Source organism: Longitalea arenae, assembly GCF_016924755.1.
Taxonomy (GTDB): Bacteria; Bacteroidota; Bacteroidia; order Chitinophagales; family Chitinophagaceae; genus Niastella; species Niastella arenae.
Map to the genome: position 1 here is coordinate 658,697 of NZ_JAFFJX010000002.1, position 24,354 is coordinate 683,050.

General features: G+C 49.0%; 12 protein-coding genes. All 12 read left to right on the top strand.

The features are described from left to right. The first annotated feature begins 66 nt into the window (after nt 1–66). A complete protein-coding gene (locus tag JT717_RS07570; RefSeq protein ID WP_205509592.1) occupies nt 67–957 on the top strand; it encodes a hypothetical protein in 891 nt (296 codons plus the stop codon). A gap of 144 nt (nt 958–1,101) precedes the next feature. Next, nucleotides 1,102–1,677, top strand: coding sequence for an RNA polymerase sigma factor (locus JT717_RS07575; RefSeq protein ID WP_205509593.1), 576 nt, complete (start codon nt 1,102–1,104; stop codon nt 1,675–1,677). Between the two features lie 64 nt (nt 1,678–1,741). After that, a complete protein-coding gene (locus JT717_RS07580; RefSeq protein ID WP_205509594.1) occupies nt 1,742–2,968 on the top strand; it encodes a FecR family protein in 1,227 nt (408 codons plus the stop codon). Between the two features lie 309 nt (nt 2,969–3,277). Beyond that, nucleotides 3,278–6,811: a SusC/RagA family TonB-linked outer membrane protein gene (locus JT717_RS07585; RefSeq protein WP_205509595.1), complete on the top strand. Its 3,534-nt coding sequence runs from the start codon at nt 3,278–3,280 to the stop codon at nt 6,809–6,811. A 55-nt stretch (nt 6,812–6,866) separates the two neighbouring features. Next, nucleotides 6,867–9,017 carry a RagB/SusD family nutrient uptake outer membrane protein gene (locus JT717_RS07590; RefSeq protein ID WP_205509596.1) on the top strand — a complete coding sequence of 717 codons (2,151 nt, stop codon included), beginning with the start codon at nt 6,867–6,869 and terminating at the stop codon, nt 9,015–9,017. Nucleotides 9,018–9,239: 222 nt separating this feature from the next. Then, nucleotides 9,240–11,477: a fasciclin domain-containing protein gene (locus JT717_RS07595; RefSeq protein ID WP_205509597.1), complete on the top strand. Its 2,238-nt coding sequence runs from the start codon at nt 9,240–9,242 to the stop codon at nt 11,475–11,477. Nucleotides 11,478–11,486: 9 nt separating this feature from the next. Continuing rightward, a complete protein-coding gene (locus tag JT717_RS07600; protein WP_205509598.1) occupies nt 11,487–14,765 on the top strand; it encodes a SusC/RagA family TonB-linked outer membrane protein in 3,279 nt (1,092 codons plus the stop codon). A gap of 39 nt (nt 14,766–14,804) precedes the next feature. Continuing rightward, nucleotides 14,805–16,274, top strand: coding sequence for a RagB/SusD family nutrient uptake outer membrane protein (locus JT717_RS07605; RefSeq protein ID WP_205509599.1), 1,470 nt, complete (start codon nt 14,805–14,807; stop codon nt 16,272–16,274). A 16-nt stretch (nt 16,275–16,290) separates the two neighbouring features. Further along, nucleotides 16,291–17,949: a fasciclin domain-containing protein gene (locus tag JT717_RS07610; RefSeq protein WP_205509600.1), complete on the top strand. Its 1,659-nt coding sequence runs from the start codon at nt 16,291–16,293 to the stop codon at nt 17,947–17,949. Nucleotides 17,950–17,973: 24 nt separating this feature from the next. Further along, complete coding sequence (locus JT717_RS07615; protein ID WP_205509601.1) at nt 17,974–19,341, top strand: fasciclin domain-containing protein; 1,368 nt, start codon at nt 17,974–17,976, stop codon at nt 19,339–19,341. 27 nt (nt 19,342–19,368) lie between these two features. Continuing rightward, nucleotides 19,369–22,542, top strand: a complete 3,174-nt coding sequence (locus JT717_RS07620; RefSeq protein WP_205509602.1) for a SusC/RagA family TonB-linked outer membrane protein — start codon at nt 19,369–19,371, stop codon at nt 22,540–22,542. Nucleotides 22,543–22,568: 26 nt separating this feature from the next. Further along, nucleotides 22,569–24,341 (top strand): RagB/SusD family nutrient uptake outer membrane protein, encoded by a 1,773-nt coding sequence (locus JT717_RS07625; RefSeq protein ID WP_205509603.1) that lies wholly within the window; start codon nt 22,569–22,571, stop codon nt 24,339–24,341. The last annotated feature ends 13 nt before the right edge of the window (nt 24,342–24,354 follow it).

The following is a 24,354-nucleotide window of genomic DNA, read 5'->3' on the forward strand; positions in this document are numbered from 1 at the left end:
CTCATTGTTGGTTCAAATACCTAAATTGTTGATCCCTTGGTATTTTAACTGCTAAATTTTTTACATATGACCATAACGGTTAAGTCACCTGAGTCTCTTTGGCCATGCTTGTTTATACTGGTATTGCTTTGTCCGCTTGCCGGCCTTTCCCAGCTCCGCAAATACAAAGCCGGCGACAGCTACAGATACAAACTCACCACCGATGTTTATCGTAATGGTAAATATGCCGGCAAGACCATTGCCGTTTCTGAACACAGGGTGGTCAATGAGAACGGTGTATTGGGCGAGGAGATCAAATGGGTAAGCAAAATGTCGATCGACGGTAAAGATACCATTCGCCTGGACAGTATCGCCAGGTCAGTGGCTCCTTACCGCATCTCGCTGCTGCCCGGGGGAAAAGTACTACTGCCGAAATTATCCATTCCGCAAATGGTGGGTGAAGTGACCGATCTGAATACTTTTTTTGTAGCCATTGCTCCGGCGCTGCATGCCTGGAAGTTAAATGTAAAAGACACTATTATAAGAATGGCTGAATTACAGCGGGGCGACTTTACCGACAGTATCACTATCTTATATGGGAACGACTGTACCCAGGTAAGCCAGCACCTCCTTGCCGCAAATAAAAAGCAAACGGTTATTCGAACTGATTTTTCCCCGCCGGATTCTTTTTCGCTCACACCGATACTCGATACGGTTGCCAGGCAAAGCTTCGATCGTCCGAATAATTTTCAGATGATACAAAAGGGCCAGGGTGACAAGGTGAATGTTTTCTGGGGTGTTGAATCATTTGTCATCAATACGAAGCTCAATAACGGCACCGGCGCAATACTGGAGGCTTCAATGGATAATCTGCTGAACCTGCGAATGCGTTATAATGCAAGCCCCGACCTGAAAACATATGCCGTAGAAATGCCTGTTACCATCAAACGCAGCCTGCGGCTTGAATTGTTGCCGTAAATCTGGCGCTGCGACCGGCAAGGGGTAACCAGTAACGGCGCCGGCAACTGGTCATAATAGTACAGGACAGCTCATTTTTCGCGATTGTTTAATTTGGATTTCCACTACAGCTTGCTGTAGCAGGTTTTTATAAATTAACGATCCTTGCCGACCGAGCTGCCATATGAGGAAAAGGAACTGCTGTTATTGATTGCCCAGGGTGATGAAAAAGCGTTCCATGCCATTTACCAGCAATATTTTGGTAAAGTATATGCCATGGCATTAAGTTACCTGCCCAACGCATTGATGGCGCAGGATATGGTGCAGGAAGTATTTGTCCGTATCTGGCAGAACCGGGCAGAACTGCATAGCATCCGTCATTTTGAATCCTGGCTCATCGTCATTACCAGGAATTTACTGATCAATGAGCTCCGCAAAATTTATCCGCCTGGCTGGGATCCCCAGCAGGTAACCACCACCGATCTTCAGGAAACATTAAATTACCGGGAACTGGAAAGATTGCTGGCAGCAGCTGTTGAAAAGCTGAGCACCCGGCAGCGACAGGTATACCGGTTGAGCAGGGTTGAAGGGTATTCACACCGCGAGATCGCCCTGCAATTAGGCATTTCCGTTGATGTAAGCCGTGAGCATCTTAGCAAGGCGCTCCATAATATCAGATCTTTCCTCATTAATAACTACGGAGTTATGGGTCTTTCTGCCTGTGTCATCCTGCTGAAATAATTTTTTTGCACCCACCCCCACATCTGTATTGCGATTGGGTCTACTATTAAATATATAAGTTTCTATGGACTTGAAACAATTACTGGAAGATTACCGGAATGGTAAACTAACTGCCGCGCAAAAGGAAGCATTTGAGCAGTTACTGCATAGCGAAGCGTCGGAGGAGCAGTTGCAGCAGTTATTAGACGAGTCCCTGGAAAAAACGGTTGCAGTGGAAGCGGAAGAAACGCAAAAATTTATTTACCAGCGCATCCGCGATCAGTATATCAAAGAAGATGGGCGTAACCGTGGTTTACTGGTTACTTATTTATCGAAGCACTGGCTGCGTTATGCGGCGATACTTTTGATAGTGCTGGGCGCAGGTACTTATTTTTTACTGTTGAATAAGAACAAGGCGGAACCAGCGGTAGCGGTTAGGGATCAGCCGGTATCAAAAGATATTGCGCCCGGACACGACGGCGCTATGCTCACCTTAGCCGATGGTACGATCGTAAACCTGGATTCATTAGGCAATGGGGTGATCGCCCGCCAGAACGGGGCTGAGGTGGTATTGAACAACGGCTCGGTGGCCTATCATACAGCAGGGCAGGCAAACCATGAGATCACTTATAATACGATCAGCACGCCCAGGGGCCGCCAGTTCCGGGTCGTATTGCCCGATGGATCAAAAGTGTGGTTGAATGCAGCCAGTTCTATCAAGTATCCTACAGTTTTTACCGGTGCAGAGCGCCTCGTTGAGATCGATGGAGAAGCTTATTTTGAAGTGGTGAAAGTTCAGTTGCCCGGCGGCAAAAAAATGCCTTTCCGCGTGCTTGTAGATGATGCCACAGCAGTGGAAGTGCTGGGAACGAGTTTCAATATCAATGCTTATGACGACGACGGCGCAACAAAAACTACATTGTTGGAAGGCGCTGTAAAAGTGGTCAATGGTCAGGGGGCAATGGCCAATAACAGATCGACTGCTGAAGTAAATGCAGCCGTCCTGAAGCCAGGGCAGCAGGCGGTAGCAAGTTCCCGCTCGTCGCTGGTTATCAATTACGCGCCCGATGTAGAGCAGGTAATGGCCTGGAAGAACGGCCTGTTCAATTTCAATGGCTACGATCTGAAAATGGTGATGCGGGAATTAGGACGCTGGTACGATCTCGATATTGTATATGAAGGCGAACCGGAACCGGTGGAAGTGATGGGGGAGATCCAGCGCAACCTTAGCTTATCGCAGGTGATGAAGATCCTGCAGCGTTTACATATCAACTATAGGGTTGAAGGGAAAAAACTTATTATTATGAAATAAACCATTACATCAGCCAACGATTTTAATTAAGTCTTTACTGGTGTGGCTGTTTAATAACCACATCAGTTGGTATCCAAAAAAGCAGGACCAAAAAGGGCTCCGACTACACCCGGAACCCTGCCATTGGTTTAAGCAAATTATGGATACCATCAGGCCGCTATTTGTCTGTAAGCCGGCGGTATTGTACATATTTAACCAAACAGCTTGTTGAAGATGAAAATCATTGCTTGCAAGCGCCTGCATTTCCCTGCCGTAGCCCCCTATGGTAAGCGATCCGGAAAACGGCGTATGAACCAAACGATCTTAGTTATGAAACTAACTTTGATTTTACTAACTGCTGCCTTTTGCACTGCTGCCGCAAATGGCCTTTCCCAAACCGTCACTTTATCAGCCAATAATGCTACTGTACAGGAGATCATGGCTGCCGTTCGAAAGCAGACCGGCTATGTTTTCTTCTATCAGAAGAACACGCTCAACGGCGCGAAAAAAGTGACCGTAACTGCGCGGCAACTGCCCGTCAGTGAATTCCTCAGCCTTGCATTTAAAGAGCAGCCATTCAACTGGTCTATCGAAAACCAAACGATCATTCTCGAGAGCAAACCCATTACGCCGCCCAGGCCGGCCATGCAGCTGCATCTTGAAAATCCTTTAGCGCCCATCAAAATTCAGGTGCTCGATGAAAATGGGAAGCAGTTATCCGGCGCTTCTGTTTCTGTGGATAAGACAAGCAAAATGGGGCTTACCAATAAAGAGGGTATAGCAACCCTGGATGTTTCTGCCGGGGATGTGGTGATCATATCCTATGTAGGATTCGAGAACAGGCAGGTGCGCATCACAGAAGAAACGATCAAAGGACAGCTATTAACGGTGACACTGCAGCTAAAGCAATCTACGCTGGATGATATTGTGGTGATCGGTTATGGCACCCAGCGTAAAAGCGATGTAACGGGTTCGCTCACCCGGGTCACTGAACAAACCATCAGGGAGCGCCCTGTAATGAACGTTGCCCAGGCGCTGCAAGGTAAGGCGTCGGGCCTGAACGTTTCTTCCAATATCAAACCCGGTGAAATGCCGGCTATCCGTATCCGCGGTACCCGTTCCGCCAATGCTTCGAACGATCCCTTATATGTGGTAGATGGTATTCCCATCGTATCGCAATTGGGTGTTTCTTCTTTTTCGGTGAATGACCTCAATCCAAACGATATTGCATCCGTGGAGATCCTCAAGGATGCTTCCGCCACCGCAATCTATGGTTCGCGGGGCGCCAACGGGGTCGTGCTGATCACCACCCGGAAAGGCGCAAAAGGAAAAGTGACCCTTGGTTTTAATTCGAACCTGACCCTCGACAGCTATAAAGACCTGGCCGATCGCCTCACCGGTGGTGCGTATATCGACAGGTTGCGCTATGCCTTGATCAATGGCCGCAGATACCAGGCGGGCAATCCCGGCGACCTGAATGTGGCGCCCGTGTTTTGGTATCCCGATCCGCGTTTAGACAGCGCCAATTTCCCTGCTTCGCAGATCACCAACAACTATTCGGAACTGTTAGCCGCAACCATGAAGGGCTATGCCTGGAATCCGGATGGAACGGTAGCCATGCGGCCTACTACGGAAGATGAACGCGCCATGGGCTGGCCCGATCTGGTGCCCGATTATAATTCCAGCCGCATTCCTACTTATGACTGGATCGGCGCCGCTACCCGCACCGGTGTAACGCATACTCACCAATTGTCGATTTCCGCCGGAAACGACATATCCAAACTCTATATGTCACTCGGTTATAACAAACAGTCGGGTGTACAACGCGACCAGGATTTTAACCGCTTCAACCTGAACCTGAATGGCGAGGTAGCTGCTACAAAATGGTTTACGTTGGGCTTGTCGATGCTCGCTTCGCTGGCGAAGCAGAACTTTGGCATGAACGATAACATGACCAATACAGGAGCGAAAGACCTGTTTGGCAGGGCTACCAATATGTTTCCCTGGGCTTCTCCTACAGACAGTACCGGCGCCTTTGTAAGGAACCCGGGCGGTAATCTCAGTAACTGGAACCCGCTGATAGATATCGGCCAGTCGATCAATGAACGGCGCGCTGCTGCCGCTTTCTCGAACCTGCATGCAGAGATCAAATTCACGCCCTGGTTAAAGTACCGCGTGAATTTCGGCGCGCAGCTCAGAAATACGCGCAATGGTTCCTGGACGGGCCCCGAGGTTACTTCGCATTTGAGCGCAAGGGCCAACACGGCCAGTTATGAACGGGAGGAACATTTTTCCTGGATCGTAGAGAACCTCTTGTATTTCGACAAGTCATTCGGTAATGCGCATAAGCTGGGCGTAACCTTGTTGCAATCTTCCCAGCATTCGCGCAGGGAACGCACCAGCACCAGCGTAAGCGGCACCGTGATCCCGCTGAGCAGGTGGTATGATCTCGGCTCCAATACGGCAGGCAATCCCAGCATTGGGACCGGGTTCACCGAAAACAAATTAAGCTCCTTTATGGGCCGGGTGAATTATACCTTGTTCAACAAATACCTGCTTACTGCATCGGGCCGTTATGACGGATCGTCGGTTTTGGCGCCAGGCCATAAATGGGCATTCTTCCCATCTTTTGCCCTTGCCTGGAAAATGCAGGAAGAGCGTTTCCTGGAAAAGATCAGCTGGTTGAATGAATTGAAACCACGCATAGGCTATGGCGTAACCGGCAACTCCTCTGTGGATCCCTATACTACTTCAGGTCCCTTAAGCCGTAATAATTATGCTTTTGGTGCTGTGCCTGCCATCGGTTTTCTGCCGCAATCGGCAAAGAACCCTGACCTCGGCTGGGAGAAGACCGCCCAAACCAATATCGGTATTGATTTCACTGTGCTGGACAACCGCATCTCCGGTTCTGTTGAATATTATACGCAAAACACTTCAGACCTGATCTTTGAGCGAAGTTTACCAGCTGTTTCCGGTTATGTGACCAAGCTCATGAACATTGGCAAATCGAAGAACCGCGGTGTTGAAGTAACGCTGAACACAGTGAATGTGAAGAAGGGTGATTTTACCTGGAGCACTGAAATGAACTGGAGCCGCAATAGAGAAGAGATCGTAGAGTTGATCAATGGTAAAGAAGACATGCTGGCGGCACGCCGGTTCATCGGCCAGCCCTGGCAGGTATTCTATCAGCTGCAAAGTGATGGCATCTGGGGCAGTAACAACAAAGACCTGGCTGAAATGGCCCAGTTCAAAACGATAGGCGGATTGGATTTCAGGCCAGGTACCGTGAAAGTAGTTGATCAGAACGGCGACTATAAAATAACTGCTGAAGATTATGTGATCAGGGGAACGCCCCGCCCAAAATGGTATGGTGGCATTACCAACACTTTCAGGTATAAAGGCTTTGCCCTGAGTTCGTTTATTTATGCCCGGGTGGGACAAACCTATTTTGGCGGCTTTCAGGGTGTCTTCGGCCAGGATTTCGGCAATATGTGGAGCTGGAACAACCAGCAGGGGAAATGGCCGTTGCCGGTCTTGGGCGCCAGCGCTATCACCAATATTTCCGCTGCTACGCAATACCAGGATGGTTCCTTTGCCATCGTGCGCAATATCTCTTTACTCTACGATGTGCCGGCTAAAGTGCTCAATTTAGTAAAGATGAAAAGCCTGCAACTGAATGTACAGGTATTGAACCCCTTCATTATCGGCGGCAAACTGGTAAAGCTGGGCATCAATCCTGATGATGAAACCGAATGGACAGACGAATCTTCACCCAATTCATTTACCACATCACCCAACGGTGGCATGAATAACAACAGTGTTCTGCCCCGCAGCATTGTATTTGGAGTCAGAGCCTCTTTCTAAACAGGCGTGGCCCACCTTACGCGTGTGCCGCAGCTCATAAATAGCGAACAAGCATATGAAAAAATTATTCATCATATCTATTATAGCGATACCTGCCATATTAGGGTCCTGCAAGAAATTTCTAAATGAAAAACAGGTATCAAATCTCACCCAGGATTATTACAATACCGAGGAAGGGTTGAATGCACTTATCAATGGATTATACATCTATGCCCGGATAAAACATGAGTGGGATGGCAGTGGAGTTCGCCTCACCCAGGCCGAAACAGATGCCTATATGGCGGCGAACAATACCTTCGCCACCATGACTGCGGCGCGTTATGGTTCAAATATCAGTACGATCGCCGGTAATACCAATAGTTACATTGGCGCCACCAACAGCACATTTGCGCCCATGGGAGCTTACCCGCATATCAATAATTGCAATATTGCATTGGAAGTGATCGATGAGCTGAAACCGGGTAAGTTTGCTTCAGATGAAACCTACCGGAAAACAAGAAGGGCTGAGATCCTTGTATTGCGGGCCTGGGCCTATTATCTTATTTCGAATCAGCTCGGCGATGTGCCCATGTCGCTTACGGCCAAACGCGAGGATAATGGCATTTACTATTATCCGAAGGTGAAGCTGGAGGAGATCTACAAACAGATCATCAGCGATATGCGCGAAGCCTACGCAACCCTGCCGGTGAATGTGCAGGACAGGGGACGCATCTCAAAACTCGCAGCAGGGCATTTCCTGGCCAAATTGTATTTGAACAGGGCACAGGCAGCCGGCTTTAATAACAGCGGAGAGCCACACCTTAAAACGTTGTATAAAGGTACCGTAGCTACCGACCTCGATTCCTGTATTGCTATTGCTACAGAAGTGATCAATGCCGCCGGTGGAGTGGCCGGGCTGGCCCCTGATTACTGGACGCTTTTCGACCCCAAGGTGTCGGAAACAAATCCGCATAAAGAAGTATTATGGGCTGCCCAGTTCGATGTGAATACCTCCCTGCATGCCCGCTTTGGCAACCGCTCGGTGAACTATCATACGGGTAATTATACCGATGCCACCGGGGTGGCCCGTTCGATGGCCTATGGCCGCCCGTTCGGTACTTTCAAGGCGACTGATTTCGGGTATGATGTCTTTGCTGATAAAGTGAATGATTCGCGCTACTATAAAACATTTCAGTACGAATACATCAGTAATGCAAACACGTCGTTCACCTGGAGCCCCGCTGCCGCTGCCTGGTGGAATGCCAATAAACCGGCGGGGGAGCCTGCGGTCACAGCCGGCAGCCGGAGGGCCGTGCCCGGTAAAAGAGCCCTGATCTACCTGGAGAATCAAATGCATGAAGCGCTCGATTCTACCATGGTAATGAGCCAGCCTTACCAGTTCATAGTGCGGTGGATAAAGTCGGCGCTTACCGGCCGCCTCTATTACCGGCTTAATTACAATCAGAATTCGCTCGGGCTGAACACCGGGGTGCCGGCGCCTTACCTGTCGGTAAAAAAGTATGTAGACCCATTACGCGGCGGCAGTGCCGACGAAAGTAATTTCGATAGTGAGCTGGGAACAAGGGATGCCATTCTGATGCGCCTGGGTGAAACCTATCTGATCCGGGCTGAAGCGTATGGCCGTAAAGGTATGTATGCCGATGCACTCGCCGATATCAATGTACTCCGGCAGCGCGCTGCTTATAAAAATGGCGAGAACCGCCCTGCAGTGCTCGTGGAATGGGAACCCAAAGCGGCTGCACTCTCAGCACCGGAAAAAGCAGCCCCATACCCGGCAAGCGGAAATTCGTACAATGCCATCCGGGCTACGGAAGACCATTTTACGCCGGGCACTCCCCAGGCGCTGGCCGAGCATTATATTCCTACCGTTAGCAGCAAGCAGGACATGTTCATTCATTTTATCTATAATGAAAAGACAAGGGAAATGCTGGCCGAAGGCACCCTGTGGGAAGACCTGCACAATGCCGGTATTTTATATGAACGCACTATTTACCTGAACCAGATGGCATCGCCATTGACCGGTCTCTGGCCCGTGGCCTACAATACGGTTAATGGTAATGGTCAGAACGGCAATGGGAAAGGACAAATGAAAAAGGAATTTACCTTCCGGCCATGGCCCAGCGATTACCTGCAACTGCTTACCGATGCCGAAGGTGATCCGCTGGATGCTGCTGCCATGCAGGCCTATCAGAACCCGGGGTACTAAAGCTCCAATCTAATAAAGGGGCAGGAAGACCTGTAGTGCACCACAGCGTTCCTGCCCGATCAGTATGATATGTGCACCTGACAGGCCGGTATTAATTCCATGGAACCGTCGGGTAGACTTTGCCATTGAGTGTTTAAATAGCTGTAGCCACCGTACAGGCTGCAGGTGGGCATCCTTTGTCCTGAACACCTATTAATTGCTTAAGAGAAAAACGATTGCTATATGAGATATGCTGTGTACCTGGTGACAGCATGGCTGCTGCTGGCTGCCTGTAAAAAACAGTTCAATGATTATTATGACCGTCCCGGCTCGCTGGAGCCTCCAGTATACCAGCAACTGGAAGCAAGAGGAAATTTCAAACACTTACTGGCTGCCATAGATAAAGCCGGGTATAAAGAAATTCTGTCGGCCGCCGGCTATTGGACCTTTTTTGCGCCGCATGATTCCGCTTTCCAGCTTTATCTAACATCAAAGAACCTGAGCAGTGTTGAGGAGCTGGATGCAGAGAGCTGCCGCCAGATCGTCACCTATAGCCTTGTGTATAATGCCTTCCGCAAAGAAAGGCTCGATGATTACCAGGGTGCAACAGGTTGGGTGCCTTCCGCAGCATTCAAGCGGCGCACGGCCAATTACACGTTTGTTTATAATGGAACCGATACCAGCGGAAAGGCGATCAAGGTAATTGCTTCGAACCGGAATGGCGTCAGCTATTCGGATATAGATAATAATAACAAGTACCTGCCTTATTTCACCGATGCGTTCATGGCGAGCAATAATCTCACCGCGGCAGATTATAATTACTTTTATCCCAAAACGCCCTATACCGGTTTTAATGTAGCGGATGCCATTGTTACCGAACAGGATATACCGGCAGAGAATGGGATCATTCATGTAGTGAATAAGGTGATCACCGTACTGCCTTCCATCGATCAGTACCTCCGGGGTAAACCGGAATACAGCCTCTTCAAAACGTTGTTTGATAAATTCCTGGTGCAATATGTGTTGAACCAGGCCGTCACCCGGCGTTACCGGGCCACTACAGGAAGCACCGATAACGTATATACCAAGATCTATTCCGCGCCATTCGGTTCCCTGGCCTTTTCGCTGAACAATGAAAATCATCTGATCCCCGGCAACGATGCACAAAAGGAAGGGTATACGATATTCGCGCCTGAGAACGAGGTATTGGAAAAATATATCCGGGAGGTACTGCTGGAACATTATCCGCCCGGCACCAGCCTGAACGATGTGCCGGTGAGTATTGTATATGACTTCATCAATGCCCACTTATGGCAAAAAGCGGTTTGGCCAAGCAAATTCAATGCAACCACCAATTATTTGGGCGAAGAAGCGCGCTTTGATCCGGCAACCAATATCACCGACCGGCAATTGCTAAGTAATGGCATTTTCTATGGCACCAACAAAGTGCAGGAATCGAATGTATTTACCAGTGTTTATGGAAGGGCATACCTGGATCCGGCTTACTCGATGATGACGAAACTCCTGAATTTCGAAATGAAGTCTGTAGTAGCTGATATCGGCCGCGACTTTACCGTTTTCATGATCAGTGATACGATGTTACGCGCGGCTGGTTATACGAATGAACCTGCTGCGAGCAATAATATCTATGAACAATACAGGTTTACACCGCCGCCTGGTTCCACCATTCCTGCCGCAATCGGCGCTACCGCAAGAAACCGTTTGTTGCGGATCCTGAATATGCATATAGTGCCGGCCAAAGTATTGAATGATTTTTCCGGAGAAGGGATGGCCATGACTTTAGGTGGCGAGTTTATCGGTTTTAAGAATAATACCCTGTTTGCTTCCGGTAATGTAGAAGCTGCTGAAACGGTAACCGTGGGCAGTTCCAAAACAGCCAGGAATGGCCGCGTATATTATATAAATAAACCATTGCTTTTTAGCGAAAGCATGGCGGGGGCGCCGCTTGAAAAACTGGCTGCCACACCAACACCGTCCACTTCACCGTACAATTATTTTTTTGAATTCCTCAAAAGTTCCAGCATCTGGAACAGTGCCACCAAAGAGATCACAGGGATTGCCAATGGCAGTTTTTATACATTGTTCGTTCCAACCAATGCCGCCATCCGGCAGGCGGTGCGCGACCGGATGCTGCCCGGCGATGCAGTGACCGGTGCGCCCAATTTCAATGCCGCTACCCAAACCAATTTTGATAAAGAGTTAGTAGTACGTTTTATTCATCACCATTTTCTCGACCGGCGAACGGTGGCAGCCGATGGCGAAGAAAGCGGTTCCATGCCAACCGTGCTGCGCACGAACCTTGGCGATCCTACCACGGTATTTGTAAACAATTTACCGGGTCACCTGCAATTGAAAGATATGAACGATCGTACCGCCACGGTGATCTCTTCTGCCAGCACTTACCTTGGCAACAGGATCGTGATACACCTTATTGACAATTATCTAAAATACACCTTTTAATACGCTGCTATGAAAAAGCTTTATAAACGATACTGCTTACTGTTATTCCTGCTGCCTTTGGGGTGTATGGGCTTGCAGGCGCAAAGTGCTGGCGCCGCCGGCGACCAGCTGGTGATCCGCGGTAAGGTAACCGATAAAAAGACCAAAGAAGCCATGCAGGGTGTATCTGTATCTGAAATGGATAAGGACGGCCGATTTGTTAAAGGTGCGGTAACGGATATCGAAGGGAACTATATTTTGAAGATCACCAATCCCAAAAACAGGATCTCTGTATCCTACGTCGGTTACAGATCAGTGTCGGTTAATATCAATGGAAGAACGACCATCCATTTCCAACTGGAAATCGGCGGGGCCGATTTTGAGGAAGTGATCGTTACCGCCAGCCGCGGCGTTGATAATGGCCTGGGTAATACTTCCCAGCGCAAATTGACCACATCCGTAGCCACGATTGCCGCCAAACAGATGGAAGAAATGCAGGCGGTAAGTATCGACCAGGCATTACAGGGCCGGCTGGCAGGGGTTGATATTACAGCCAGCAGCGGCGATCCCGGCGCTGCCATGAATATCCGCATCCGCGGGGTATCTTCCATTAACTCAACCGGTAATCCTTTGATCGTTGTGGATGGCATGCCTTATGAAACGGAGATCCCGAGCGACTTCAATTTCGGCACGGCCGACGAACAGGGTTATGCGCAGTTGCTGAACATTTCACCGGCCGATATCAATACCATCACCGTGTTGAAAGATGCGGCAGCTACAGCAGTATGGGGAAGCCGGGCGGCCAATGGCGTGCTGGTCATTACTACCAAAAGAGGTTCGCGGGGCAGGCCAAGTCTTTCTTACACCTTTAAAGGATCTGCGGCCATTCTGCCCAATGCCATTCCCATGCTCAATGGCGATCAGTATTCAACCCTGATCCCCGAAGCCTATATGAACCGTAACGGACTTTCGCTGAATACGCAGAGCGCCCGTGAATTCAATTATGATCCCAACGATCCCTACTGGTTCTATAATTACAGCAATAATATCAACTGGGTAGATGCCATCAGCCGCCAGGGATTCCTGCATGATCATACATTGTCGATGAGCGGCGGCGGTGAAAAAGCGCGCTATTATGCATCCATTGGTTATTTCGATCAGAAAGGAACGACCATCGGCACTGCTCTCAATCGCATCAACACGCGTATCAATCTCGACTATACGATCTCTGACCGCATAAAAACCTTTACCAGCATTTCTTATACCCATACCAACCAGCGCCGCAATTACCTGAGCTCGAACGATGGCGCCATCCGCGGCGTTGCTTACCTAAAGATGCCGAATATGAGCGTATTTGAATATGATGAACTGGGCAATCTTACACCTAATTATTTTTCGCCATCGTCGAATGTACAGGGATCATACAGCCGTATCTACAACCCGGTGGCCATGGCATCGGAAGCGAAATACAATGTTCTGGGCGAACGGATTGTACCGCGTTTCCAGGTGGAGTACGCGCTTGTCAGGAATTTATTGCGGGCCACGTTTGATGTCTTGTTCGATATCAATAATACGCAGAACAGCAGTTTTCTGCCGCAGGTAGCTACCGGCAGGCCCAATACCGAAACAGTCGTTAACCGTGCCTACAATGGCGATATTGATATGTTTGGGGTAACCACCCGTACCAGCCTCTCATACACCCCTATACTTAAAAATACAGATCATAACCTCGCCGCCTCCCTGAACATTTTTACGAATGATTTCAAATCGGTGAACCAGGAGCTCATGACCTCCAATACCGCATCTTCCTTACTGGTTGATCCTGCCGTGCCATCGCGTACCCAGAATGCAGAATTGCAGGCTGTATCGGGCAGCAGCCAGACCCGCTCCATAGGCACTGTAGTGGAAGTGCGGTATGATTACAAGGATAAGTACCTGTTTTCGGCTACCCTGCGGGGCGATGGCAACTCCCGGTTCGGACCGGCCTACCGTTATGGCTTATTCCCCGGCGGTTCTTTTGCCTGGCGGATCTCCGATGAATCGTTCATGAAAAGCTTTAAATACCTCGATGATCTGCGTTTCAGGCTCAGTTATGCGCTGGCCGGTAATGCACCCCGGCGGGATTATAGTTTCTATAATACCTACAGTACCTATGGCACCAGTTACCTGGGCAGCAACGGCGTGTATCCATCATCCATGGAATTGCAGAACCTGCGCTGGGAAACGGTGCATGGCTTCAATACCGGTTTTAATATCTCCCTGTTCAAAGGCCGTTTACGCGCCGATGTTGACCTGTACCGTAACAGAACAAAAGACCTTTTTTTCGATAACCTGCAGATCGCTTCATTCACCGGTTTCAGTACCGTGAACATGAACGTGGGCACCATGGATAACCAGGGCTGGGAACTGGCTGTATGGACGCAGCCTTATAAAAAAGGCGATCTCACCATCGGCTTCGATCTTAATATCAGCAATAACCAGAATATCATTCGCGCTATCTCGGAATTCTACCCCAGTACCAAAGGAGATGTGGGTAATAATGGCGAATACATGCGCAAGCTGCAGATCGATAATCCATTTGGTTCTTTCTATGGCTTCAGGTATAAAGGGGTTTATGCAGACCAGGCGGCTACCATTGCCCGGGGCGCCGATGGCAAACCGGTGATCAGTCCGAACGGCCAGGAAGTGTACATGCGTTTCAATTACCCCTCGGCCGATTATATCTTTCAGCCGGGTGATGCCATCTATGAAGATATCAATCACGATGGTAATATCAATTATATGGATGTGGTTTACCTCGGTAACAGCAATCCAAAACTTGCAGGTGGTTTTGGTCTGTCCATCACGTACAGGAAGATCAAAATATCATCGTTCTTCAGTTTCCGCTACGATTATGATATCGTGAATGCCACCAAGATGAACACCAGCAGCATGCATGATTTCGATAACCAGAGCACGGCGGTGCTGCGCCGCTGGCGTAAGCCGGGCGACATAACCGACATTCCGCGCGGCATCATTGGCGGCGGTTATAACTGGCTGGGCAGCGACCGCTATGTGGAAGACGCTTCTTATCTCCGCTTCCGCACCGTTAGTGTTCGTTATACGTTCGATGATAAATTCCTGAAGAAAGCAAAAATGAAAAGCCTCAGCGCCTTCTTTACGATGGAGAACCTGTATACCTGGACCGCCTACACCGGCCAGGATCCCGAGGTGAGCAGCCGTGGTTCCGATCCGTTTCGCGTGGCTTTTGATAATTCAATGACGCCGCCTTCCAAAATGTTCACTATCGGGTTACAGGCTGGTTTCTAAGCGAATGATCATTGTGTCGATACTTTTAAATAGCAACATATGAAAAAAGCACCTTTCTATATACTGTTGATCTGGGTGGCTGCCGGTTCTGGCTCGTGTAAAAAATGGCTCAACCTGAAACCGGAGAACGGGATCGTGGGCGATGAGTTCTGGAATACCAAGGAACAGGTGGATGCAGCCGTAACGGGCATCTACACTTCTCTACAGCTCAATACCGAACTCTTTTTTATCTGGGGCGAAGCACGGGCCGATATGGTGACGCCAGCCGTAAGGGCCAGCCAGGACGAACTGGATATGGTGAACCTCAATATGCTGCCCAATAACAGCTTTGTGAACTGGCGCAGTTTTTATCAGTCCATCAATTACTGCAATACCGTTATACAAATGGCGCCCGGCGTGTTGCAAAAAGACAATACCTTTACGCGGGAGCACCTGAACCGGGCGGTGGGCGAAGCGCAGGCAATCAGAGCCCTGTTATATTTTTACCTCGTTCGCAGTTTTGGCGAAGTGCCCCTGAAATTAGATGCTACGCTGAGTGATAAGAATATTCAGAATCTTCCAAAAAGCAGTAGCGCCGAAGTACTGGAACAGATCGTTAGCGATCTCAGGAATGCAGAAGCAGGCCTGCCAATGACCTATGGCGCCATTGACCAGGACAAGGGCCGCGTTACCAGGTATGCCGTGAATGCCATCCTGGCCGATGTTTACTTATGGATGGACCGCTATGAAGATGCCATCAGGGAATGCGACAAGATCATAACATCGAATAAATTCTCCCTGGTCAGCGGCTTTAATTTCTTCACAAGCATTTTCTACCTGGGAAATTCTCCGGAAAGTATTTTCGAGCTGCAATTCGATCTCCAGCGGTTAAATCCCTTCTATACCATGCACCACCCCGATAACCGGCGGTGGAGCGCTTCACAGCTCTTGCCGGAGAATGTATATGGCATCGATATGGTGAGCCCTGTGCCGCAGGCCGATGCCCGGGGAGATGAGCGTTCTTTCCGCAGTACTGATTTTACCATCTGGAAATATATAGGCGCCGACGACAATGGCGACAATTTCCGCGAAAGGGATCAGTCATTCGCTCATTGGATCTTTTACCGGTATGCAGATATCCTGTTGTTGAAAGCAGAGGCGATGAATGAAATGAACCAGCCGCTGGAAGCTTCCCGGATAGTTAAGACGATCCGTAACAGGGCCAATGCCATCGATTTTAAGATCATGGATAGCCTCAATAAAGAACCCATGTCGGTTTATATCCTGGAAGAAAGGCAACGCGAGCTGGCCTTCGAAGGAAAACGCTGGTACGATGTATTGCGGAATGCCAAAAGGAATGATTACCGGCGGCGGCAATTGTTGCTCGATCTGGCCGCCCGGAGTATGCCGGCCGATCGCAAACAAGCTGCCTTCAATCGCCTGCTCGATAACAACAGCCATTATTTTCCTGTGTACTTCTACGAGCTGCAAACAAACAAATTGCTTGAACAAAATCCCTTTTACAAATAGCTAAAGCGATTGCTGTATGAAAACGAAACTGACTGCATTGCTGATCACGATACTGGCTGCGTTATGCGCCGGCAGTTGTAAAAAGCATGACCTGCGGCTTACCACTACCGACGATGTGAATATCAGCAGCTATCTCGCGAAATATCCCGACTCGTTTTCGCTCTGGTCCGGGATCCTGCAACGAACGGAGATCAGCAATTTCCTGGACATGTATGGTTCCTACACGGTATTTGCACCAACCAATTCGGGGGTGCAGGCCTGGCTGAATGCCAATAATATTGTGGATGTAGGCTCGGCCGATGTCGACCTCTTAAAGGATATCGTGAAGTTCCATATCCTGGAAGATACCCTTACAACACCGTCGTTCAAAGATGGCAAGTTGCCGGTGCCCACGATGCACGGACAGTTCATCATTACCGGCGCCACCAATGAAGGCGGCGTTTCCAGGTACCGCATCAACCGCCAGGCCCTGGTGACAGCATCCAATATCAGGCTGGGAAACGGTTATGTACATGTGATCAACCAGGTGCTGGAGCCGGCCAGGCAAACCGTGGCGCAACAATTAGCCGCCAATCCCGATTACTCCATCTTCGTGGAGGCATTAAAAGAAACCGGCTTTTACAGGGTATTAGACAGCATCTATAGCGATTCCAGCAGGCGGTGGAAAACGGTCCTGGCCGAAACGAACCAGGCGCTGGCCGATAGTGGTATTCACTCATACGCTGCGCTGAAGGCCAAATATTCAAACACCCATCCCGCAGATCCGTCAGACAGTCTCAACCTCTATATCGCATATCATATAATACCGGGTATTCAGTTCCTGGGAGATATTATCAATGCACCTTCTTACCTCACCATGCAGCCGCAGGAAGTGATCAGTACGAAACTCATCAATAACGAAGTGGTGATCAATGAAGATGAATTCAACGGAGTGGTAGAAAAGGGCGTATTGTTACTGCGGAACAAAAGCGACAATGCCGCCACCAATGGCGTATGGCACACTGCCCATGCCCATTTTGCCGCCAAACTGCGCAAACCCACAGCGGTTTACTGGGACCTGGCCACTTTTCCCGAGATCATGAAGCAACCGGCATATTATGGAAAACAGGGATTTACTTTTAACAAGAGCAGCCAGGAAGACCGCCCCATCAGGGATATCGACTGGCATTACAATGGAGAGAACTATGTAAGTTATATCTATAACACAACGCATTCTTTTACGAATTACGCCTGCAAGACCGATGCCCTGCAAATTCCCCTCGGCGCTCCTTCCAACAACAATCGCGCGCAATGGGTTGAGTTTAGCACACCGCCTATCATCAAAGGCAGGTATAAAGTATGGATCTGCTATCGCAACCGGAATTCAGTGACGATCAATGTGCGGGTAAATGGTGAGCTCATGCAAAGACCAATCAATGTAGGCCAGGGATACCCGGGTGGAAACGATACGGAACTTGAATCCCTGGGCTGGAAGAAATATACATTGGGCGGATCTTTTGCCGGCAGGCTGGCAGGCACTGTTGAGCTGAGAACCACGGAAAGGCATAAGCTGCGGTTCGAAGCTGTATCCGGTTCAAACCGCGAGATCATTTTTGATATGGTGCATTTTATTCCGGTTGACCAGGTGCAGTACCTGCCGCGTTTTGCACCCGACGGGTCTATGGTATGGCAATAATCATTCAAGCAATAATTCATGATCATGAAACAATATTTATATAAAGCAGGGATGATGGTTGGGCTGGCCTGTACCATACTGCAGGGTTGTAATAAATGGAAAGATCATACAGCCATTACTGACCCTGAGCTCAATAAGAACCTGTTACAGCAGATAGAGGAAGTGCCGGAACTCAGCCGGTTTGCAGATTTGCTGGTGAAGTCAGGCTACGGCCAGTTGATCGCCGGTTCGAAAAATTATACGGTATTTGCACCGGTGAATGCCGCTTTGGCTTCGCTCGATCCCTCTATTGAAGCAGATACTGCCCGGCTGCGGCTTTTTGTGGGCAATCATATCAGTAACCAGCTGTTTAAGGTTACAGGTAACGAGCCCTTGCGCCTGCTGATGATCAATAACAAATATAACAACCTGCAGGGGCATACGATAGAAGAGGCATCGATCACTGTGGCCAACCGCTATGGAAAAAATGGATACCTGAATATCATCGATAAGGTGGTGCCTGCTTTATCAAACGCCTGGGAATTTGTGAATAAGGATCCGCAAATGCCGGCCCGGCAGAAAGCATTTTTACTTTCGCAAAAAGATTCCACCGGTACAAATACCTACCTGGCCACGATCGCTGATCTGAGGGATGAAAAAAAGCAGTACACTTTTTTTGTATTGGCCGACACGGCCTGGGATGCAGAGCTTAACAACTTTAAACCCTTTTTTGTATTGGAAAGCGGCAATACCGACAGTACCCTCGATGCTGCAGGCAGGGCAGTGGCCCGCGACCTGGTTCTGGATACCGTGTATCGGCCTGCGTTCATTCCTGACACCGTTTTATCGCGGTATAATACAAAGCTGGGCATTGCCAAAAATGACATTGCGCAAACCATAAAACTGAGTAATGGTATTGTTTATATCATGCGCCGTTTGCCGGTGCTGCCTAAGCACAAATTTCAGCCCTATGTTATCCAGGGCGAAGATTACCAGTTTTACCGGGTCGACAGAAGGAATGTTACTTATCTCAGGGATAAATTCAATCCGGTCACCGGCAGGGATATGCGTGATGTGCTCGTATGGGACCATAATGTTGCCCAGTTTTACCTGGGTTACCACCTGCCAAACGTACCAGCCATGAAATATAAAGCTTACTGGGTGGCGCTGCATGATAATATCAACAGTAATACCGGCAGTTTTAAACAGCTGTTGGGAATAGGGACTTTCAATTCAAGCAGGTTAGCGTATACAACGGTGAACCCGAATAATTTCAATGAAGTATACCTGGGGGAATTTACCCTTCCCTATTACAATGCCATGCTGAACCTGTATTTGACGGCAGATAACAACACCAACGACGATGCCAATAAGATCACGGTAGATTATATCAGACTGGAACCTGTATTATAAGCTTTTCATTCGATTTATACCAAAACAATGCGTACAACAAAAATATTGAAACTGCTTATCCTGGTGCCCCTGCTGGCAGCCTGTACCCGCACCGCTTCTGCACAGGATACCACGGGGAATAAAGACATAATTGTTATCAGCCGGCCCGGAATGCCTTTCAGTGGTACGATAACCGATGCCGCTACGAAAAAGGGATTAGCCGGCATCCGCGTACAGGTTCCGAATTTTTCCGCGGCCATTACCGATAGTACCGGGCAATTTGCGCTGAAAGTGCCTTCTTATAAAAGCACAATCGTAGTGGAAGGGGAAGGATATAATTCCCGGAGTATTCCACTAAAAGGCCGTAGAACGGTCATGGTGGCATTACTTGACGAAAGCCATACATCTTACAATGAAGAGCTGACCCTGCCAATTGGCCCGAAAAGCCGGTTGGCGGTTACAGAAGCAGTGAACCACTATCATGTAAATGCCGCCTGGGACAGGCCCATGGAAATGGCAGATGCCCTGCTGCAGGGTAAAGCGCCCGGCTTACACGTGATCCGGCGTTCAGGCGCACAGGGTGTAGGCGCCAATATGTATATAAGAGGTTTCAATTCATTGTATGCGACCAATAAACCGCTCATCGTTATCGACAACATGTTGTTCGATGCCAACGAATACGGGGAAAGCATCATTGCCAATAATTACACGAATCCGATGGCGCTGATCGATGTGAAGGATATTGACCACGTAACGGTATTGAAAGACGCCAGCAGTATTTATGGCACAAAAGGCGCAAATGGCGCGATCATCATTACCACGGAAAGGCCCAGGACTCATGCTACGCATATCGACTTTGTGCTGAACAGTGGATTTAACCAGGCGCCATCTGAGCTGCCGGTGATGAATGCGGGAGATTACCGGCTCTACCTCGAAGAAGTGCTGCAAAGTAAAGGACTTAACCAGGAACAGATCAAAGCCCAGCCATACATGAATGATGATCCTGCCAATCCCTTATATGCCCAGTATCATTTTAATACCAACTGGCAGCGGCGTGTACTGGCGAACAGCTTCGATCAGAACTGTTTTGTAAAGATCAGGGGTGGCGATAACATTGCCATGTACGGATTGAGCATGGGCTTTACAAAGAATAATGGCATTGTTAAACAAACGGATCTTACGCGTTACAATACCCGCTTTAATGCCGAATTCAATTTTACCAAACGTTTTGCCGGCAGAACCAATTTGTCGTTCAGTTACAATGAACAGCAGTTGAAAGACCAGGGTATGGCCGACAGAACGGCGCCCCTGTACCTTTCGCTGATCAAAGCGCCTTTCCTGAACGATCGCGAGGTGAATGATAAAGGGGTGGAATCTCCCAATTTGGCTGAACGTGACACCCTTGGTGTTACGAACCCCTCGGCCATCATTGAGCATATGCGGGCATCGAACAAATATTATCGCTTTTATGGTTCTTTCGATTTCGGCTATGAATTGTTCCGGAATGTAAAAGCAAGCACCCTGGTTGGCCTGGTATTCGATAAGATGCGCGAAAACTTTTTCATTCCGCGCAAAGGGATCACCAATGATACCTTGTCGAATGCAATTGCCGACAGCCGTATGGGCACCCAGGTAAAGCGCTTGTTCACTATCTATAACGATACCCGTATCGAATACAAAAAGGGCTACAAAGACATCCATCAGGGAGCGGCCAGGCTGGGCATGCGCTTTCAGCAAAACAAAGCGGGGCAACATTATGCCCTGGGTTTCAATTCTGCTACCGACGATCTTACCAGTGTGCAGAATGGAGTAAATGCGCTGCGCCAGGTGGGCGGCGGGATCGGCGACTGGAACTGGTTGAACTTTTATTTCAACACGGAATATGCGTTCCGGAATAAAATATTCCTTTCCCTGAATGCCGCTATGGATGGTTCATCGAGGTTTGGACCAGAAGCGCCGAACGGCATAAGACTGGCCGGGCGCCGTTTTCCGGTGATGCCTGCTGTGGGCGTTTCCTGGCTTCTTTCATCGGAGGATTTTATGGCCAATGTGCCCATCGACCTCCTGAAGCTTAGGGCTGGCTGGAGTATTACGGGTAATGATGATATTGGAAATTATAATAGCGGCCATACCTATATTTCGCAAAACCTGCTGGGCGCGCAGGGGCTTGTTCGGCGTGGTTTGGCAAATCCTGCTTTGCAATGGGAAACGGTAAGCAAAGGCAATCTTGGATTGGATCTTGCTTTGTGGCACGATAGAGTATATATCAGCCTGGATGCCTACCAGCATAGAACAAGCAATATGCTGGTTTACCACCCATTAGCTCCGCTCAGTGGTTTCGAATATGCCCTCACGAATGATGGCAGTATGGAGAACAGGGGGCTGGAAGCCAGTGTACATGTGCGGCTGGTTAACCGGCAGCAATTTACCTGGGATATTGGGATCAATGCGGCCATGAACAAGAATAAAATAGGCACGGTGCCCGACAGCCAATTGTTTACTGCTTATGCAGGCGCTACTATCCTAACGGCTGCCGGTAAACCGGCCAGCCAATTCTATGGGCATCTTACCAATGGCGTTTTTGCCAGTGATGCAGAAGCGGCTGCCCTGGCCAAACGTAATCCCGATGGTTCTGTCTCTTCATTTAAAGGAGGTGATGTTCGCTTTCTTGACCTGGACGATAATAAGGTCATCGACGATGGCGATCGTAGCGTTATTGGCGATCCCAATCCGGATTATACAGGAGCTTTCAGCAACCGTATAAAATGGAAGCGCTTCGAATTGAATGCGCTCTTCACTTTCAGTAAGGGCGGTGACATCTACAATTATCTGCGCTACCGGCTGGAAGCTGCCAGCGGTACCGGAAACCAGTTGGCAAGTGTGAACAACCGGTGGCGGGGCGAAGGGCATATTACTGATATGCCCAGGGCCAGTTGGGGCGACCCTACGGGCAATAACCGGTTCAGCGATCGCTGGATAGAAGATGGTTCTTACCTGCGGTTACGCCATCTGTCACTGCAGTATGATCTCCCGGTACATCCCAATGGTTTTGTAAAAAACTTTACCCTTTATGGCTCCGCGGTAAATGTATTTACACTTACCCGGTACAAGGGTTACGATCCCGAATTCAGTGCCAGCCCCGCTGTATTTACCCAGGGCATTGATACCGGTTTGGATCCTTTGTATCGCACAGTTACGCTGGGTGTAAGACTGGGTCTATAAGCTAATACGACAAACATTATTGCATTATGAAATTGACAATAAAAACAGCATTGCTCGCCAGCCTGATGATCGGTCTTTTTACCTCCTGTAAAAAGATCCTGGAGCTAAACCCGGGCACGGAATTAACGGCCGGTCAAATGTACCGCGATGTATATGATGCCAACGCAGCGGTAATGGGCATCTATGGCAAGTTCATGGCGCTTGCCGACCGGTACATTATTCTGAATGAACTGCGCGGCGATCTCATGGATTTTACGCATAATGCCGATGAATACCTTCGTCAGTTAAGCCATCACAATGTAACGCCTGATAACCCCTATATCAATCCACGGCCTTTTTATGAACTGATCCTGAATTGCAACGATGCGCTTCACCACTTCCGCCAGATGCGAGCAACGAATAAATTGTCGGAAGACGATTTTAACCAGCGTTATTCCGATCTTGGCTGCCTGCGTTCCTTTTTATACCTGCAGCTGGGCATTCATTATGGCGAATTGCCCTATGTAACAGAAGCGTTGGAAAATATCAATGATGTAGCAGATCCTTCCCGCTTTCCCCGTTTGCCTTTACAGGTGCTGGTCGACAGCCTGATCAGTTTTACAGAACCGCTTCCGCATAAAGAATTGTATACAACGAATATCAGCGGCAGTACCGGCACTGCTTTGAATATTACGCTGGATGGTTACCAGACCGAAAAGTTCTTTATCAATAAAAAAGTATTATTGGGCGATCTGTATCTGTGGAAAGGCGATTACCGGAAAGCCGCCTTATACTATAAAGCGATGATGGATTTTTCTACATCCAGCACCAACCTCGATAACCGTTACCTGCAATACAAGATCGGCTGGGGCGGGGGTGATGAAAGCACGGAGGTGATCTACAGTAAATATGGCGATGCCAGCAGTTTGAGTTATACGTCAGGCTGGGGAACGATCTTCGAAGCATCGGATGATCGTTTCAGCTGGGAAATACTCTGGGCATTGCCGTACGATAATAAATTCAAACCCGAAAACCCGTTGATTAAACTGTTTTCACCCATTGGTGGCAATTACCTGGTGAAACCCTCGCAGGTCATCATCGATAGCTGGAACCAGCAGCTGCAAAATCCCATGGGTGTTCCCGGCGCTACCAACGGGGTGCCCTATGATGCCCGGGGTTTGCTGAGCGTACGTACGATTGGCGGCCAGCCAACTATTACGAAATTTATTTCCAATTATATCAGCCAGAGTGCTTCGGTGCCATTGAATCCCCTGGTAAAGAATGGACGATGGTTCCTGTTCAGGACGGCCCATTTACACCTGCGCTTTGCCGAAGCGGCCAATCGCGACGGCTACCCCAGGCTTGGCTATGCGCTATTCAATAATGGCATACCTGCCGTGTACGCACCACCGGCCGGGGTCACTGATGTTACCAATTATCAAAATACATTAGACCTGGATGAACCATATAAATTCGATGCAAGAATGGGCGAGATCCCGAATTACAGAAGTCCCTGGTACAGGAATATTGGTATTCGCCGCCGGGCCCTGCTGCAACCGATTACGCTAACGGCCACGAATTTCACCGACAGTATTTACCAGGTAGAAGAAGGGCTGATCAATGAGCAGGCTTTGGAAACAGCCTTTGAGGGTACGCGTTGGCCCGATCTGTTGCGGGTGGCCATCAGGAGGAATCAGCCCGCTTTTATTGCAGACAGGATCTATAACAAGCTGATGAAGTCTGGTATGTCGGTGGGAGAAGCAGCCCGCGCAAGGCATAAACTCATGCAAAAAGACTGGTTCCTGCCTTTCAAATTTTAAAGATCTATAGCTA

What these genes read in the sequence shown, in the direction of transcription:
- JT717_RS07570 (WP_205509592.1), top strand. Translation starts at nt 67, where the DNA reads ATGACCATAACGGTTAAGTCACCTGAGTCTCTTTGGCCATGCTTGTTT.
- JT717_RS07610 (WP_205509600.1), top strand. Translation starts at nt 16,291, where the DNA reads ATGAAAACGAAACTGACTGCATTGCTGATCACGATACTGGCTGCGTTA.
- JT717_RS07590 (WP_205509596.1), top strand. Translation starts at nt 6,867, where the DNA reads ATGAAAAAATTATTCATCATATCTATTATAGCGATACCTGCCATATTA.
- JT717_RS07605 (WP_205509599.1), top strand. Translation starts at nt 14,805, where the DNA reads ATGAAAAAAGCACCTTTCTATATACTGTTGATCTGGGTGGCTGCCGGT.
- JT717_RS07600 (WP_205509598.1), top strand. Translation starts at nt 11,487, where the DNA reads ATGAAAAAGCTTTATAAACGATACTGCTTACTGTTATTCCTGCTGCCT.
- JT717_RS07580 (WP_205509594.1), top strand. Translation starts at nt 1,742, where the DNA reads ATGGACTTGAAACAATTACTGGAAGATTACCGGAATGGTAAACTAACT.
- JT717_RS07595 (WP_205509597.1), top strand. Translation starts at nt 9,240, where the DNA reads ATGAGATATGCTGTGTACCTGGTGACAGCATGGCTGCTGCTGGCTGCC.
- JT717_RS07585 (WP_205509595.1), top strand. Translation starts at nt 3,278, where the DNA reads ATGAAACTAACTTTGATTTTACTAACTGCTGCCTTTTGCACTGCTGCC.
- JT717_RS07620 (WP_205509602.1), top strand. Translation starts at nt 19,369, where the DNA reads ATGCGTACAACAAAAATATTGAAACTGCTTATCCTGGTGCCCCTGCTG.
- JT717_RS07615 (WP_205509601.1), top strand. Translation starts at nt 17,974, where the DNA reads ATGAAACAATATTTATATAAAGCAGGGATGATGGTTGGGCTGGCCTGT.
- JT717_RS07625 (WP_205509603.1), top strand. Translation starts at nt 22,569, where the DNA reads ATGAAATTGACAATAAAAACAGCATTGCTCGCCAGCCTGATGATCGGT.